This is a genomic window from Shinella lacus (assembly GCF_010994755.1).
Taxonomy (GTDB): Bacteria; Pseudomonadota; Alphaproteobacteria; order Rhizobiales; family Rhizobiaceae; genus Shinella; species Shinella lacus.
Genome location: NZ_WHSB02000008.1, coordinates 20,580 through 37,240 on the forward strand (window position 1 = coordinate 20,580; position 16,661 = coordinate 37,240).

Annotated in this window: 14 protein-coding genes and 1 other annotated feature; of the genes, 9 read left to right on the plus strand and 5 right to left on the minus strand. The window is 62.6% G+C overall.

The features are described from left to right. Positions 1–24: 24 nt before the first annotated feature. Both GB927_RS20690 and proV read right to left on the minus strand, forming a co-directional pair. Positions 25–909: an ABC transporter permease gene (locus tag GB927_RS20690; protein ID WP_256119111.1), complete on the minus strand. Its 885-nt coding sequence runs from the start codon at positions 907–909 to the stop codon at positions 25–27. 23 nt (positions 910–932) lie between these two features. Then, positions 933–2,165, minus strand: coding sequence for a glycine betaine/L-proline ABC transporter ATP-binding protein ProV (proV, locus tag GB927_RS20695; RefSeq protein ID WP_256119112.1), 1,233 nt, complete (start codon positions 2,163–2,165; stop codon positions 933–935). A 364-nt stretch (positions 2,166–2,529) separates the two neighbouring features. Between proV and GB927_RS20700 the strand changes: the two genes are divergently transcribed. From GB927_RS20700 to GB927_RS20740, 9 genes are all read left to right on the plus strand, one after another. Further along, positions 2,530–3,687 (plus strand): osmoprotectant NAGGN system M42 family peptidase, encoded by a 1,158-nt coding sequence (locus GB927_RS20700; protein ID WP_256119113.1) that lies wholly within the window; start codon positions 2,530–2,532, stop codon positions 3,685–3,687. A 135-nt stretch (positions 3,688–3,822) separates the two neighbouring features. After that, complete coding sequence (locus GB927_RS20705) at positions 3,823–5,388, plus strand: ABC transporter substrate-binding protein (protein ID WP_256119114.1); 1,566 nt, start codon at positions 3,823–3,825, stop codon at positions 5,386–5,388. A gap of 64 nt (positions 5,389–5,452) precedes the next feature. After that, a complete protein-coding gene (locus tag GB927_RS20710; protein ID WP_256119115.1) occupies positions 5,453–6,400 on the plus strand; it encodes an ABC transporter permease in 948 nt (315 codons plus the stop codon). Beyond that, a complete protein-coding gene (locus GB927_RS20715) occupies positions 6,397–8,193 on the plus strand; it encodes a dipeptide/oligopeptide/nickel ABC transporter permease/ATP-binding protein (protein WP_256119116.1) in 1,797 nt (598 codons plus the stop codon). Before GB927_RS20710 ends, GB927_RS20715 begins: the two co-directional genes overlap by 4 nt. Next, positions 8,190–8,987 (plus strand): ATP-binding cassette domain-containing protein, encoded by a 798-nt coding sequence (locus GB927_RS20720; RefSeq protein ID WP_256119117.1) that lies wholly within the window; start codon positions 8,190–8,192, stop codon positions 8,985–8,987. The genes GB927_RS20715 and GB927_RS20720 overlap by 4 nt, the downstream gene beginning before the upstream one ends. A 5-nt stretch (positions 8,988–8,992) precedes the next feature. Beyond that, a complete protein-coding gene (locus tag GB927_RS20725; RefSeq protein WP_256119356.1) occupies positions 8,993–9,778 on the plus strand; it encodes a FadR/GntR family transcriptional regulator in 786 nt (261 codons plus the stop codon). 127 nt (positions 9,779–9,905) lie between these two features. Next, positions 9,906–11,681 carry an N-acetylglutaminylglutamine amidotransferase gene (locus GB927_RS20730; protein WP_256119357.1) on the plus strand — a complete coding sequence of 592 codons (1,776 nt, stop codon included), beginning with the start codon at positions 9,906–9,908 and terminating at the stop codon, positions 11,679–11,681. 1 nt (position 11,682) lies between these two features. Beyond that, positions 11,683–13,470, plus strand: a complete 1,788-nt coding sequence (gene ngg / locus GB927_RS20735; protein ID WP_256119118.1) for an N-acetylglutaminylglutamine synthetase — start codon at positions 11,683–11,685, stop codon at positions 13,468–13,470. A 3-nt stretch (positions 13,471–13,473) separates the two neighbouring features. Next, complete coding sequence (locus tag GB927_RS20740; RefSeq protein ID WP_256119119.1) at positions 13,474–15,753, plus strand: mechanosensitive ion channel domain-containing protein; 2,280 nt, start codon at positions 13,474–13,476, stop codon at positions 15,751–15,753. On the opposite strand, the gene GB927_RS34505 is transcribed toward GB927_RS20740, so the two are convergent. The 3 genes from GB927_RS34505 to GB927_RS20750 form a co-directional block, all read right to left on the minus strand. Further along, positions 15,698–16,033: an IS3 family transposase gene (locus GB927_RS34505; RefSeq protein ID WP_439655519.1), complete on the minus strand. Its 336-nt coding sequence runs from the start codon at positions 16,031–16,033 to the stop codon at positions 15,698–15,700. The two genes, GB927_RS20740 and GB927_RS34505, sit on opposite strands and share 56 nt — an antisense overlap. Next, positions 15,959–16,075: a sequence feature (AL1L pseudoknot), on the minus strand. (Overlaps the previous gene by 75 nt.) Further along, complete coding sequence (locus GB927_RS34510; protein ID WP_305112100.1) at positions 16,030–16,203, minus strand: hypothetical protein; 174 nt, start codon at positions 16,201–16,203, stop codon at positions 16,030–16,032. (Overlaps the previous feature by 46 nt.) The genes GB927_RS34505 and GB927_RS34510 overlap by 4 nt, the downstream gene beginning before the upstream one ends. After that, positions 16,200–16,640 (minus strand): hypothetical protein, encoded by a 441-nt coding sequence (locus GB927_RS20750; protein WP_256119120.1) that lies wholly within the window; start codon positions 16,638–16,640, stop codon positions 16,200–16,202. The genes GB927_RS34510 and GB927_RS20750 overlap by 4 nt, the downstream gene beginning before the upstream one ends. Positions 16,641–16,661 lie beyond the last annotated feature (21 nt).

Here is a 16,661-nt window from a genome sequence, read left to right on the forward strand (position 1 = left end):
TTTTTCAGCGCGAGCCGGACGTTCTCAGGCCGTGGCCGGGGAGTTCGCCTGCGGTTGCGCTGTCCGGCGGAAGAGGGTGCGCCAGATGCCGGCGCGCTCCTTTCCGAGGCTCTGCGTGATCCGGTCGAGGATCACGGCAAGGATGACGACGGCGATGCCGCCTTCGAAGCCGGTGCCGACATCGAGGCGCTGGATGCCGGTGAGTACCGTGTTTCCAATGCCGCCGGCGCCGATCATTGAGGCGATGACCACCATGGACAGCGACAGCATGATCGTCTGGTTGATGCCGGCCATGATCGAGGGCATGGCGTTCGGCAGTTGCACCTTGAACAGAAGCTGCGAGGAGGTGCAGCCGAACGCGTTGCCGGCTTCGACGAATTCCACATGCACCTGGCGGATGCCGAGATTGGTGAGGCGCACCACGGGCGGCATGGAGAAGATGACGGTCGCGATGGTTCCCGGCACGGCGCCGAGCCCGAAGAACATGGCCGCGGGGATCAGGTAGACGAAGGCCGGCATGGTCTGCATGAGGTCGAGCACCGGGCGTACGACTGCCGCGGCCCGGTTGCTGCGCGCCATGGCAATGCCGAGCGGGAGGCCGATCGCCATGGCGATCAGCGTCGAGGCGATCACCAGTGAAAGCGACTCCATCATCGCCTGCCACAGGCCCATATGGCCGACCAGCCAGAGCGAAAGGCCGGTGAACACGGCAAAGCCGAAACTGACGCGCCACAGCGACAGCAACACAAAGATTGCAAGGCCGACGGGTAGCGGCGTCGCGAGAAGCAGGTTCTGGATTCCGTCCGTCACGGTGCCGATCATCAGGGCAATGGTGTCCAGCAACGGGCTGAAATTGTCGAGGATGTAATTGACGACGCTGTCGACGCCGTCTCCGATATCGAAAGTCATGGAAAAATCTCCGGGCTGGCGGATCAGGCGGTGCGGTCGAGCGTTTCGAGAAGCACGGATTTGCTGATGGAGCCGAGATAGCGGTTGCTGTCGTCGACGACCGGGACCGGCCAGGCGCTGGAGGCGACCTTGCCCAGCACGTTGGACAGGCTTTCGGCGGCCGGGATCGGCTCGATGTCCGGCAGAAACGCCCGCTTGTACGGGTCGCTTGCGCCCTTTCCGGCGGTTTCGATCAGCGACGCGCGGCTGACCATGCCGTGATAGGTCTTGTCGCGACCGAGGATGATCGCGACCTCCCGGTCGAAATGCTTCATGCGTTCGAGCGCGGCCGCAGCGGACACGCCCTGGCGCTCAATGATCGTCACCTGCGTCTTGCGCGCGACGTCACCGGCGCGGAAGACCTGCGAGACGTCGACATTGCGGAAGAAGGATCGAACATAGTCGTTTGCCGGCTTGAGCACGATCTCGTCGGGCGTGCCGACCTGAACGACTTCGCCGTTCTGCATGATGCAGATGCGGTCGCCGATGCGCATGGCCTCGTCCAGGTCGTGGCTGACAAAGATGATGGTGCGGCTGTGCTCGGCCTGGAGACGCACCAGCTCGTCCTGCATCTCCGTGCGGATGAGCGGGTCGAGCGCCGAAAAGGCCTCGTCCATCAACAATACCGCCGGCTCGGCGGCGAGCGCGCGGGCAAGGCCGACGCGCTGTTTCATGCCGCCGGAAAGCTGGTCGGTCCGGCTGTCGTCATGGCCTTCGAGGCCGACGGCCTTCAGGGCGGCGCGGGCGCGCTGCTTGCGCTCGGCCTCACTGACGCCGGCGACTTCCAGGCCGAAGGCGGCATTGTCGAGAACGGAGCGATTGGGCAGCAGCGCGAACGACTGGAAGACCATGCTGATCTGGTGGCGCCGGAGTGCGATCAGTTCGCTGCGTGAAATCCGAGTGACATCGCGCCCGTCGATCTCGATCGTTCCCGAGGTCGGCTCGATCAACCGGTTGATAAGGCGCAACATGGTTGATTTGCCGGACCCGGACAGGCCCATGATGACGAAGATTTCGCCGGCGCGGATATCGAAGCTGGCGTCGTTGACGCCGATCGTGCATCCGGTCGCGGCGTGGATTTCCTGCTTGGTCTTGCCCGCATTGAGAAGGTTGAGGGCCTGTTCCGGACGTACGCCAAAAACCTTGAAGACATTCCTGATGCTGATCTTGACCGGTCGTTCGTCGCCCGGAAGGTCGCGCTCAGTTGCAAAAGCCATATTGTGTCGGGCCCGGCTCCGGAAGCGAGGCACTCTCCTTTGTTTGATGTATGCTGGTTCGAGCGACCTATAAGCGAGATCTGTTACAAATCGATGTCGCAAATGAAACACTGTCGCAACAAGGACATTATTTGGCACATTGCTGCCGCAATGTCTACCGCAGCGGAAGAAATTTCTACCGAATGGTAAAAATTGCCATTCCGTTAAAACAATTTGGCGTTATGTGCGGCGATCGTGCCGGGTGATTTTTCGTCCGGGAAGCCCGGCGTTTCCATGGGAGCAGATCGACCGCGGCTATGATGCGGGCGACGCTGCCCGGCGTCGTATTGTTGACGAAACCGGTGTTGGCTGCGACAACGCCCCCATGCAGACACCGATCAATATCGACCCGGATTATCTCAGGGCTCGGCTGGAAGCACTGCTCGCCATCCCGAGCCCCACCGGTTTTACCGATGAAGCCGTACGCCACACGGCGCGCGAATTGGAGCGCCTCGGGCTGGAGGTCAAGCTGACACGGCGCGGCGCAATCCGTGCGCGTCGTCCCGGCGCTGCGGAGCGGCCGGCCCGCGGCATCGTCTCGCATCTCGATACGCTGGGTGCGCAGGTGAAGGCGTTGAAAGACAACGGCCGGCTCGAACTCGTGTCGATCGGCCATTGGTCGGCGCGATTTGCCGAAGGCGCGCGCGCCTCGATCTTTTCCGGCAAGGGGATCTATCGCGGCTCCATCCTGCCGCTGAAGGCGTCGGGCCACACCTTCAACGAAGAGGTCGACACGCAACCGTCGGGCTGGCGGCATATCGAGTTGCGTATCGACGCGCTTGCGCGTGACCGGAAGGACATCGTGCAGCTCGGCATCGACATCGGCGATATCGTCGCCATCGATCCGCAGCCGGAATTTCTCGACAACGGTTTCATCGTTTCCCGCCATCTCGACGACAAGGCGGGGGTGGCGATCATGCTCGCAGCACTCGAGGCCATGCAGCGGGAGGCCATTGAAACGCCGGTCGATACCTATTGGCTTTTCACGATCGGCGAGGAGGTCGGCGTCGGTGCATCGGCGGCTCTGGTGCCGGATATCGCCTCGCTGGTCGCCATCGACAACGGCACGACCGCGCCGGGCCAGAATTCCGACGAGTTCGGCGTAACGCTCGCCATGGCGGACCAGACCGGCCCGTTCGACTATCACCTGTCGAAAAAGCTCTATGAGCTGTGCGGCGAGCACGGCATCCGCGTCCAGAAGGACGTCTTTCGCTATTATCGCTCCGACGCCGCTTCCGCCGTGGAAGCCGGGCATGACGTGCGCACCGCGCTCCTGGCCTTCGGCGTCGATGCCTCGCACGGCTATGAGCGCATCCATCTCCATGCCCTGATGTCGGTTGCAAAGCTGGTAGTGCACTATGCTGCGAGCGAGGTGCAGATCGAGCGCGACGCCGAGGAAGTCTCGGGCCTGCGCGGCTTCACCCGCCAGAAAGTCGAGCGCGCCGAGCAGGATCTCAGTGCGGACGAGCCCGGCGGGTCCTGATCAGTTTTCCGCGGAGCGCGAGAGGCGCGTCAATCCACGGTTTTGGAATTTAATCATGATAAATTATTGCACGGAGTGTATTTGTAGTTATAAATAGCAGCTCACGAACGATGCCAAATCGAAAGGATCTTCCCCATGAAGAGGCTGTTTCGGAGCGCCCTTGCGGCTGCTGCCCTTGCCTGCGCCGCGCTTGCCACGGGGCCGGCCGCCGCACAGACACCACCCAATGTTTTGGTCGTCGGCCAGATCGCCGAGCCCCAGTCTCTCGATCCGCACACGGTTACCGCGACCAACGATTTCCGGATCCTCGTCAACATCTATGACGGCCTCGTGCGCTTCAAGGACGGCACGCTGGAGGTCGAGCCGGCGCTTGCCGAAAGCTGGGACATTTCCGACGATGGCAAGACCTACACGTTCAAGCTTCGCCAGGGCGTGAAGTTCCATGACGGTTCGGATTTCAATGCGGAGGCGGTGAAGTTCAACTTCGACCGCATGCTGAAGAAAGACCATCCCTTCTACAACACCGGGCCATTCCCGCTGTCGTTCAACTTCGCTTCGGTCGAATCCGTCAACGTGATCGATCCGCAGACCGTCGAGTTCAAGCTGAGCGAGCCCTTCGCACCGTTCCTTTCCAATCTGGCCTACCCGACGGGTTTGATCGTCTCGCCTGCCGCGGTTGAGCAGCATGGCAAGGACTATGGTCGCAGCCCCTCGGGAACCGGGCCGTTCAAGTTCGTCGAGTGGCTGTCGAGCCAGCGCGTCGTCATCGACCGCAACCCAGATTACTGGGATGGTGCGGCGAGCCTCGCGGCCGTCGTGTTTCGGCCGATCACGGATGCCAATACGCGCGTCGCGGAGATGATGGCCGGTGGCATCGACGTCATGGTGGAGGTCCCGCCGGACAATCTCGCGACCTTCAAGCAGGACGCCAATTTCGCCGTTGCGGAACAGGCCGGCCCGCATGTCTGGTTCGGCATTCTCAACACCAAGACCGGTCCCTTCGCCGACAAGCGTGTGCGCCAGGCGGCCAATTATGCCGTGAACAAGGAAACGCTCGTCAACGATGTCCTGCAGGGCACCGCGACGGTCGCGGCCGGTCCGATTCCGCCGGCCTTCAACTGGGTGGAAAGTGCTGTCGAGCCTTATGCCTACGATCCCGAAAAGGCCAAGGCGCTGCTGGCCGAGGCGGGTGTCGAAAATCCGCAGCTGACCTTCTACGTCACCGAGGGCGGTTCCGGCATGCTCGATCCGATCACCATGGGCGCAGCGATCCAGGCGGACCTTCAGGCCGTCGGGTTCACGGTGAAGATCGAGACCTACGAGTGGAACACCTTCCTCGGCCGTGTCAATCCGGGTCTCGAGGGCAAGGCGGACATGGCTGAAATGGCTTGGATGACGAACGATCCGGACACGGTGCCCTACCTGACGCTGCGCACGGACGCGATGCCGGACAAGGGCGGCTTCAACTCGGGTTATTACTCGAACCCGAAGGTGGACGAGCTTCTGCAACAGGCACGCGTATCGACGGATCAGGCCGAGCGCGGCAAGCTCTACGGCGAGGTGCAGGCGATCGTGCATGACGATGCGCCCTGGCTCTTCGTTGCCAACTGGAAGCAGAATGCGGTCACCACCGCGGCCGTACAGGGCTTCAAGCTGCAACCCTCCTTTCTGCTCAATCTCCATGGTGTGACAAAGCAGTAGCCCTCGTCTGTAAAGCCACTGCCGGTAGAAACGCCGGCAGTGCCACGGATGTCCCGGAGGTCCCATGTCGGCCTATATCCTGAAACGGCTGATCGCCGTCGTGCCCGTGCTGTTCGGCCTTTCCATCATCGTCTTTCTGGTGATGGCGCTGATCCCGGGCGATACCGCCACGGCCATTCTTGGCGCCTATGCCACGCCGGAAAACGTCGAGCGCATCAACCGCGACCTCGGTCTCGACAAGCCCTTGGTGCAGCAATACCTGATCTGGATCGGCAACGTCCTTCATGGCGATTTCGGCCGGTCCTTCGCCCTCAACCGCCCCGTGCTCGACGAAGTGCTGGAGCGTTTTCAGGCAACGCTCGTGCTGGCCGGCGTGTCGCTCGTGCTGTGTTCCGTGATCGGCCTGCTCGCGGGCGTGGTTTCGGCGGTTCGGCAGTTCGACTGGGTGGACCGGACGATCACATTCTTCGTGCTCGCCGGCATCTCCATGCCGTCCTTCTGGCTCGGGCTCCTGCTTATCTATCTGTTCGCCGTGCACTGGCGCATTCTGCCGGCGTCCGGCATGTATGCGGTCTATGGCGGCGGGGATCTCAAGGACCTCCTGATCCACCTGATCCTGCCGGCAACCACGCTGGCGGTCGTTGCCGCCGGGGTTATCGCCCGGCTGACGCGCGGCGCGATGCTGGAGGTGCTGCGGCAGGACTATGTGCGCACGGCGCGTGCCAAGGGCCTGCCCGAACGGCGCGTGATCTACGGCCATGCCTTCCGCGCGGCGCTTGTCAGCATCATTCCCGTCATCGGCATCCAGGCTGGCTTCGTGCTGGGCGGTGCCGTCTATATCGAGACGGTGTTCCAGTGGCCGGGCATCGGCGCCATGCTGGTGAAGGCGATCTCGACCCGCGACATCCTTCTGGTGCAGGGCGGCGTCCTCGTGGTCGCAGCGAGTTACGTCCTGTTCAATCTCGTCGCCGACGTGTTTCAGTCCATGCTCGATCCGAGGATCCGCACATGAGCGCGCTTGCCGAAGCGCCGGCGTCGAAAGCGCCCCGGCGGATCACCTCCTGGCACCTGCTGCTCAACAATCGTCTGGCGACGGCAGGGCTGGTGCTGCTCGGCCTGATCGCCCTCCTGATCCTGCTGGTGCCGATCCTGCCGCTGCCCGATCCCGACGCGACGGCGCCGGCCGACCGGCTGAAACCCCTGCTGACGGCCGGCCACCTGCTCGGCACGGACCAGCTTGGCCGGGACATCCTGAGCCGCTTGCTCTGGGGTACGCGCATATCCATCGCGGTCGGTTTTGCCGCAACCCTGATAGCCGCCCTCATCGGTTCGGCAATCGGCATCGTGGCGGGCTATGCGGGCGGGCGCACCGACAATGCGATGATGCGCGGCATCGATATGCTCATGGCCTTTCCTTATATCCTGCTGGCGCTGGCGATCGTCGCGGCGCTTGGTCCGGGCCTGATGAACGCGCTTTATGCAATCGCCGTCGTCAACATCCCCTTCTTCGCCCGCAACGTGCGCGGTGTGACGCTCGGCTACGTACACCGCGAATTCGTCGATGCGGCGCGGCTCTCCGGCAAGGGCAACCTCTCGATTATCCTCACCGAGGTGCTGCCCAATGTCCTGCCGGTGATCATCATCACCATGTCGACGACGGCGGGCTGGATGATACTCGAGACGGCGGGCCTCAGCTTCCTCGGCCTCGGCGCGCAGCCGCCGCAGGCCGATCTCGGCTCCATGCTGGGCGAGGGGCGGGCACAGCTGTTCACTGCGCCGCATGTCTCCATCGTTCCGGGCGTGATGATCTTTTTCATCGTCATCAGCCTGAACGTTCTCGGCGACGGTGTCCGCGACGTGCTCGACCCGCGCCTACGCTCGGGTGCGCTTGCGCGGCCGGGGCCGGTGACCGAAGTCGCGAGCGGCCGCGCCATGCCGGCAAATGCCGTAGCGGATGCTGCTCTTTCGATGGCGGGCCTCGAAACCGGCTTCCGGCGCGGCGGCGCGGTCGTGCCGGCGGTGTGCGGTGTCTCGCTGCATGTGAAGCCGGGCGAATGCCTCGGCCTCATCGGCGAAAGCGGCTCGGGCAAGAGCGTCACGGCGCTGTCCGTCATGGGGCTGGTGGCGTCTCCGCCAGGGCTGATCTGCAACGGGGCGGTCTATCTCGGAAACGAGGACGTGCTGGCGATGCCCGAGACGCGCCTGATCGCCAGCCGTGGCAGCCGCGTTGCCTATGTCTTCCAGGACCCGCTGACGACGTTGCACCCGATGTATCCAGTCGGGCGGCAGGTGGAAGAGGCCATCGCCGCGCACCAGTCGATCGGTGCTGCGGCGTGCCGGGAAAGGGCGGTCGCCCTTCTGGACAAGGTTGGCATCCCGGAGGCGCGGGAGCGGGCAAAACACTATCCGCACCAGCTTTCGGGCGGCCAGCGCCAACGTGTCGGCATTGCCATGGCGCTTGCCAACGACCCGGACGTGATCGTCGCAGACGAGCCGACGACCGCCCTCGATGTTACCGTGCAAGCCCGCATCCTCGAACTCCTGCGCGACTTGCAGCGCGAGCGCGGCATGGCCCTGCTGTTCATCACCCACGATTTCGGCGTCGTCTCGGAAATCTGCGACCGGGTGGCGGTGATGAAGGACGGCGAGATCGTCGAGACGGGCGAAACCCGCGCGGTGCTCGCCAATCCGCAGCATGCCTATACCAAGCGACTGATCGCCTGCGTGCCCGAACTTGGCACGGGGGAGCGTTTCCTGGAGCGTGTCGCCGGGCTCTTCGCCGGCGGCAAGGAGCAGGCATCATGACCGTATCCGCCATTCAGATCCGCGACCTTTCCAAGACGTTCGGCGGCGGCAGGAGCCTGCTCGGCAAGGCGCGCCATGAGGTCAGGGCCGTGAAATCCGTCTCGCTCGATGTTGCGAGCGGCGAGACGCTTGCCGTCGTCGGCGAAAGCGGCTCCGGCAAGAGCACGCTCGCCCGAATGCTTGTCGGCCTTGAAGCGCCCACCGCCGGTAGCCTGATGATCGGCGGAAAGGATGCCGGTGCATTGCGGCGCGAGGGGCCGCGCGCCTTCGGCAAGATGATTCAGTACGTCTTTCAGGATCCGGTCGCCTCGCTCAATCCGCGCAAGACGATCCGCGATATCCTCGACACGCCGCTCAAACTCCTGTGCGGCTACGAGGCGGCGAGGCGTACCGCGCGGATGAGGGAATTGCTCGACGCAGTGCAGATGCCGGAAGATACGCTCACCCGGTATCCACACGAGTTTTCCGGCGGTCAGGCGCAGCGCATCGCGATTGCCCGGGCACTGGCGGCGGAAGCCGAAATCATCGTACTCGACGAACCGGTGAGTGCACTCGACGTCTCCGTGCAGGCGCAAGTCCTGTTGCTGCTGCGCGACCTGAAGGTGCGCTTCGGTCTATCCTATCTCTTCATCAGTCATGACCTCGCCGTCGTGGAGGCGATCTCCGATCGTGTCGCCGTCATGTATTTCGGCGAGGTGGTCGAGACGGCGCCCGCGGCGCGTCTCTTTGCCAATCCCGGGCACGCCTATACACAACGGCTTGTCGCGAGCGCGCCTCGCATCAGAAGAGAGTGACGGGCATGCCAGGCATCAGGGAAAAACGCAGCACGATCGGCGAAGATGGCAAACGCCTCTTCACGCCCGCCGGCAAGACGAAGCGGCGGCCCGAGGCGATTGCCGACCGGATGAAAGATTATATCCGCTCGGAAGGCCTCGCCCCCGGCGACCGCCTGCCGCAGGAGCGCGAACTGATCGATCGGTTCAAGGCGGCCAAAGGCACCGTGCGGGAGGCCATGAAGACGCTGGAGACGCAAGGCCTGGTCTTTACGCGCAGTGGCCCAGGTGGCGGCGCGTTCGTTGCCGCGCCCTCCGCCCAGCACGCCATGGAGTTGCTGTCGACCCACTTCTTCTTCGACCAGCCGAGCCTGTCCGACATCTATGCCATCCGTAAGGCGCTGGAGCCCGAAATAGCGGCCCTGCTTGCGGGCCGGGTGACGGCCGAGCAACTCGCTTTGCTGGAAAATACGATCCGCATCTACGATCATCCGCCGGGCGATCCCGACGAGCAGTATCGCCAGCGCGTGGCAGAACTCGACTTCCACTCGCAACTCGCACAGATCTGCCCCAACCCGTTGCTCGGGTTCCTCTGCGGGCTGATGCACAACCTGTTACGCGAGTTGCCGTTGGCGCGACGGATCTATGCCGATCCGGCGTCCAGCTCCCGTGAGGAAGGGCTGTCCTTCCAGTATCGCCTGATGGCCGCGTTGAAGGACGGAAGGACGGACGATGCGCGCCGCATCGCCGCCGAGCATATGGCATTCGCTGAGGACTATATGCTGGCGCGTGCAAAGACGATCGGGGGATGAAGTCAGCTCCGGAAGGGAACATCGTGCCGCGTCGGACATTGGGTTTTCATACGACGTCAGGGCCGTGGAGCTTTTCACGGCCCTGACGTCGCATTTTGTACCAACAATGGAGGTTTTGACCCAGTATATGTGTGGAATTTGCGGAGAAGTCAGGTTCGATGGCGGGTCACCGTCGGTTTCAGCGGTCTCGATCATGGCGGACGTTCTCGCGCCTCGCGGGCCGGATGGATCGGGTGTCGTGGTTCGAGGGAATGTGGGACTCGGACACAGGCGATTGCGCATCCTCGACCTGTCGGACAAGTCGCAGCAGCCAATGGTCGATCCCGACCTCGGCTTGTCGATGGTCTTCAACGGCTGCATCTACAATTTTCGTGAACTCAGGTCGGACCTCGAAGCCAAGGGCTATCGGTTCTTCTCCGACGGCGATACCGAAGTCATCCTGAAGGCATGGCATGCCTGGGGCGAAGACTGCGTTTCGCGCTTCCACGGCATGTTCGCCTTTGTCATTCATGAACGCGACAGCGGCCGCGTCATCATGGCTCGCGACCGCTTCGGCATCAAGCCGCTCTATGTAGCGGAAGTTGCGGGGGCCTTGCGCTTTGCGTCCAGCCTGCCGGCGATCGTGAAGGCAGGTGGTGTCGATACGTCGATCGACAAGGTGGCCCTGCACAACTATATGACCTTCCATGCAGTCGTGCCGCCGCCGCGCACCATCCTGAACGGCGTGCGCAAACTACCCCCCGCGACGATCCGCATCTTTGGACGCGATGGCAGTTTTGAGGATCGCCGCTACTGGGATCCACCATACCGGCGCCAGCCCGCCGATGCCGCGATCCGGCGTGAGGACTGGCAGGCCCAGCTTCTCGAAGCCCTTCGCCTCGCCGTCAAGCGTCGCATGATCGCCGACGTGCCCGTTGGCGTACTGCTTTCCGGCGGTGTCGATTCCAGTCTGATCGTCGGTCTGCTCGCGGAAGCGGGCCAACATAATCTTATGAGCTTTTCCGTCGGCTTTGAGGAGGCCAATGGCGAGAAGGGCGATGAGTTTGTCTATTCGGATCTCATCGCCGAACATTTCGGCACAGATCACCACAAGATTTTCGTGCCTTCATCTGACCTGATGGGGGCGTTGCCTGGCACGATAGCGGCAATGTCTGAGCCCATGGTGTCATACGATAATGTCGGATTCTACCTGCTCTCCAAGGAGGTCTCGAAGCACATCAAGGTCGTGCAGTCCGGCCAGGGTGCGGACGAGGTTTTTGGCGGCTATCACTGGTATCCGCCTCTGGTCGATTCCAACGATGTCGTCGCCGATTACGGCAAGGCATTCCGCGATAGATCGGATGACGTTCTGCGAACACAGTTGTCGGAAGCGTGGATCGCGGATCACGATGCCAGCGGCGCATTGCTCAGAGAGCATCTGCTGCGAGACGGCGCCGATACGCCCGTCGACCAGGCGCTCCGTCTCGACAGCAATGTCATGCTGGTCGATGACCCCGTGAAGCGCGTCGACAACATGACCATGGCCTGGGGGCTGGAAGCCCGCGTGCCCTTCCTCGACCATGAGCTGGTGGAGCTTGCCGCGCGCATTCCGCCGGAAGAGAAGCTGCGCGACGGCGGCAAGGGCATCCTCAAGGACGTGGCCCGCAAGGTCGTTCCAAGCGAGGTGATCGATCGCAAGAAGGGCTACTTCCCGGTTCCGCAGCTCAAATATATCGCCGGTCCCTATCTCGACATGATCCGCGACACGCTGCATTCGCAGAAGGCGCGCGAGCGCGGCTTCTTCCGCGAGGACTATCTCGACCGTCTGCTCCTCAAGCCGTCGGACCACATCACGCCGCTTCGCGGCTCCGAACTCTGGCAGGTCGGGCTGCTGGAAATGTGGCTCCAGGCCCAGGGGGTTTGACATGAAGAAGGTAGGGGATGCGACGTTGCCGCGCCAGCGCAGCAAGGGAACCAAGGCAGTCAACCATCGACTGAAGCAGTTGCGCACGCGCGCCCAGCCCGGCCGGCATGTCGGACGGCCGGAAACCTCCGGCACGCAGAAGAAGGACGTGGTGCTGGACTGCGGGTGGGGGCGACTGGTCTTCGCCCAGACCTTTTCCGACCACGAGACGCTGTTGTCGGAGCTGCGCGACGAAGCGCCGTCCAGCCGGGATATCGCATTCTATGTGCGTGATCCGCATGTGCTTCTATCGCGGGCGCCGCAGGAGATTTTCCTCGACCCCTCGCACACATTCCGGCTCAACCTGTCGACCTATCGGGCAAAACCGCGCCGCATGCGCGGCATCACCATCCGCCGGCTGGCGACCGAGGCCGATGCCGAGGGCATCAATCATGTCTATGCCGCCTGCGGGATGGTGCAGATCCGCTCGGACTTCTTCTCCTCCGAACGGGACAACCGGTCGCTCACCTATTTTGTCGCCCAGGACGATGCCTCCGGCGAGATCGTCGGCACGGTGACGGGCATCGATCATCAGCGGCTGTTCGACGATCCGGATCGGGGGGCCTCGCTCTGGTGCCTTGCCGTGCATCCGCATGCGCGCCAGCCCGGGATCGGCGAGAAGCTGCTTTGCAAACTGGCCGAACATTTCCAGGCGCGTGGCCTCTCCTATGTCGACCTGTCGGTGATGCACGACAATGAACTGGCGATAAAACTGTACGAGAAACTCAACTTCCAGCGCATGTCGCTCTTCACCGTCAAGCGGAAGAACGCCATCAACGAGAAGTTCTTCGCGATGCCGCATCAGTCCTACGATGCCCTCAACCCCTATGCGCGGCTGATCGTGGACGAAGCGACGCGGCGCGGCATCCATGTTGATATCACGGATGCCGGAGGCGGGTTCTTTCGCCTGACCCATGGCGGCCGATCCATCCATTGCCGCGAGAGCCTCTCGGAACTGACATCCGGGGTGGCGATGTCGATCAGCGACGACAAGGCCATCGCGCGCCGCATCGTCTCGTCTGCGGGCCTTGCCGTCCCGGAGCAGATCGAGGTGGGTGAAGATAGAACGGCCCTTCAGGCCTTTCTGGAAAAACACCGCAAGGTTGTAGTAAAGCCCGCGCGCGGCGAGCAGGGGCGCGGCATCTCGATCGGCATCACGACGATGGAAGGGCTGGACGCGGCGATCGCCTCGGCGCGCCAGGTCTGCGAGCGGGTGTTGCTCGAAGCGTGTTTCGAGGGGCAGGACCTGCGCCTCGTGATCATCGATTATGCGCTGGTCGCCGCCGCCGTGCGACGTCCGCCCGCCGTCATCGGCGATGGCCACAGCACGATTGCCTGCCTCATCGAGCGGCAATCCCGCCGCAGGCAGGCCGCGACGGGCGGAGAGAGCCGGATCCCGATCGACGCGGAAACAGAGCGCTGCCTTGGAGGGCAGGGGCGGAATCTCGAAACCGTGCTCGACGAAGGGCGTGAGATCACGGTGCGCAAGGCCGCAAACCTGCATACCGGCGGGTCGATCCACGATGTCACGGACACGGTGCATTCGGATCTTGTCGCAGCCGCCTGCCGGGCCGCACGCGCAATCGACATTCCGGTCGTCGGCATCGATTTCATGGTCCGCGATCCCTCGCAGCCGGATTATGTGTTCATCGAGGCCAATGAACGCCCGGGCCTTGCCAATCACGAACCGCAACCGACGGCGGCCCGCTTTGTCGACCTGTTGTTTCCCGGCACGCGCACGATGGCCTGACCCATGGAACTTCCCTTGATGAGAACCGTCCTTCTTCTGATCTTCATGTTCGTTGCAGGCATCATGCCCGCGGCCGCGCAGCAATCCCTCCTGCCGGGCGCCACCCAGGAACGGCCGGCCGAGGCTGCGAAGCTTCAGGATCTCATCGACGTCCTTCGCGACGACAAGACACGCGAGACGTTCCTTGGTGAGTTGCAGAAAGCCGCGGATGGTGAAAAGGCGCTTTCCGCCGATGCCGCGCAACCGCCGGCGGCACAGGATACTTCGCTCGGCCAGAAGATCGCGGAGGTCACACGACAATCCGCCGAGAGGGCTGTTTCTTCAGTCATCGTCTTCTCAAGGCAACTGGCGGCCGCGCCGGCAACATTTGCCAATCTGAGCGGTGCGGAAGGCGAAGTGCTGTTGCGCACGTTGCGCGACCTAGCCCTCGTGATCGTCGTCACCTACGGGGTTTTCATGGCCTTGCGCCTGGTTACGCGGCGGATCGACCGTTCCTTCGGAAAACGCTCCGCCTCGGCCGGGTTTTTCGAGAAGGCCATTCTCATTGCAGCCTCGGCCGCGCTCGATATCGGCATTGTCGTTGTCGCATGGGGCGCCGGATATGTGGCGGCGCTCACGGTCTTCGGCGAATTGGGGCGCATGGATATCCAGCAGACGCTCTACCTGAATGCGTTCACGGTGGTACAGCTGGCGAGGGTGGCGATCAGAACCGCCCTTTCGCCCTCGGCCGGCGAATTGCGGCTGGTGCGCATATCGGATGAGGCCGCCCGGAAAACCAGTCGGATCCTTGGCTGGATCGTCAGCATTCTCGGCTATGGGCAGCTTCTCCTCCAGCCGGTTCTCTCGCAAGCGGTGTCCCTCGCTTCCGGTCGGGCGATCTCCGCACTCGTCGCGCTCATTGCCCTGATCATCGCCATATCGGCGACCTTCATGAACCGCCAGGCGGTGACCGACTGGCTCCTGACGACCCCGGACCACAGCCCTCGCCACCGTCAGGCCCGCTTCATGGCGACACGCTGGCATTGGCCGGTGCTCGTTTATCTCGCATTCCTCTTTTTCGTCGTGCTGATCGGGCCGGCCGAACGGCTGTTTTCCGTGCTGGCCGCGAGCGCCCAGGCCTTTGCAGCCATCATCATCGGCTTTGTCGTCGCGGACTGGCTGGCGCGCACGGTGACGCGTGGCGTGCGGCTGCCAGTCAATGTCAACGAACGCCTTCCGCTTCTCGAAAGACGCGTCAACGGTCTCGTTCCGCGCTTCCTGACGATCCTTCGCATCGTCATCCTGGCGGTGGTTCTCGGGATCGTGCTTTCGGCAATGGGTATTTTCGACATCGCGACGATGATGCAATCTCGCATCGGGCTGGCCTTCACCAGCGCGATCGCCTCGGTCTTCGTCATCCTGCTGGTCGCCTATATCTTCTGGCTCGCTTTGACGTCCTGGGTCGACTATCGTCTGAACCCCGCCTTCGGCTCCATTGCGACCGCACGCGAGACAACTCTACTCACACTCCTCAGAAATGCGGCGACCATCGCGATCGTAGTGATCGCTCTCATGTTTTCGCTTTCGCAAATGGGACTGGATATCGCGCCACTTCTGGCATCCGCCGGCGTGATCGGTCTGGCGATTGGCTTTGGCGCTCAAAAGCTTGTGCAGGACGTCATCAACGGCGTGTTCATTCAACTCGAAAACGCGATCAATGTGGGTGACGTCATCACGGTCGGCAGCACGACGGGCACGGTAGAGCGATTAACGATCCGCTCTGTCAGCCTGCGAGACGTTCGGGGCGCGTACCACATTATTTCGTTCTCCTCGGTGGAGATGGTCACCAATCTCATGCGTGACTTCTCCTACCATGTCGGCGATATTGGTATCGCCTACCGCGAGGATGTCGAGATCGCTCGCGCGGCCCTGTTTGATGCATTCGAGGAACTGCGTGGTGATGCGGAGATCAACGGCGTCATTCTGGGCGAGATGGAATGGTTTGGCGTGCAAGAGCTTGCCGACAGTGCTGTCATCTTGCGCGTGCGTATCAAGACGCTGCCCGGGAAACAATGGGCTGTTGGTCGGGCTCTTAATGGCGCAGTAAAACGCGTATTCGATGCACGCGCGATCGAAATTCCGTTTCCGCATCAGACGATCTATTTCGGGGTCGACAAGAACGGAGAGGCTCCGCCCGCCTTTGTGTCCATGCGCGAGCGAGAGCCTGCTCAGAAGGACCCTCGTAGAGTCAAGTCGGCCAAGGTCTCGGAAGTCGCGTCAGATGCTGAAGATCTTGAGAACTGAGGCGGCGATCGAGCCGAGCGACCGTGCAGCGGGCGATGTCGTAGCGTTCGCGTTGCAACTGCCGCCAGACTTTACGCGCGCCGTAGACCTGGAAGTTATCATTGAACACCCGGCGTATCTCGATCTTCAGGCCGCTATCGCTGCGGGCGCGAACCGACAGGCGGTCCACATCCAGGCGCTTGGCGACGTTCTCGTAGTAGGTTGATGGGGCAATCGGCAAAAGCCTGCAGATCGGCTCGACCCCGAACACGCTACGGTGTTCGTCAATGAACGAGATCATCGTTTGAAGGGGCGGTTGAGCTCCGCCATCGCGAAATAAGCAGACGCCTTGCGCAAAATCTCGTTGGCCTGACGAAGCTCGCGGTTCTCCCGCTCAAGAGCCTTCATCTTCTCGGCTGCGTCGCTCGGAAAGCCTGCTCGTTTGCCGCTGTCGACCTCGATCTTCCTCACTCCGTGCCGCCAATCGAGAGCGGCACCAGCAGCACTTCCGGCAGCTCGATATTCGCGTCAGATACCCAACTGTAGGCCCATTCCGGATGACGCGCGAGCGTGGGGCGAAGAGTATCAGGTGTCACGCCACAAGGGCTGTAATTGCGCGGAGTCGTTGCACCTTCGAAGGCAGCAAGCTCTCCGCACATATGAAGCCATCGGAATGACTTGCCAGCTTCATCATGGATGCTCAATCCTGCCGACTCGCCGCCGGTCATCTGCATCGCGAGTTGGACGAAGCGTGGAAGCACGGCATCCGGATCGATAACCATCCGTGCCGCCAGGTCCTGAATTGCAATCTTTTCCTTCAGGAAATCGGCGCGTTCGATTGGCCTGCTTTCCAGTTCGTCCGCTATGAATATCTTGGAAAAGAGGTCTTGTGGAATGTTCTGCAGCATGGTCGTGGTGCGCCCCGCCGC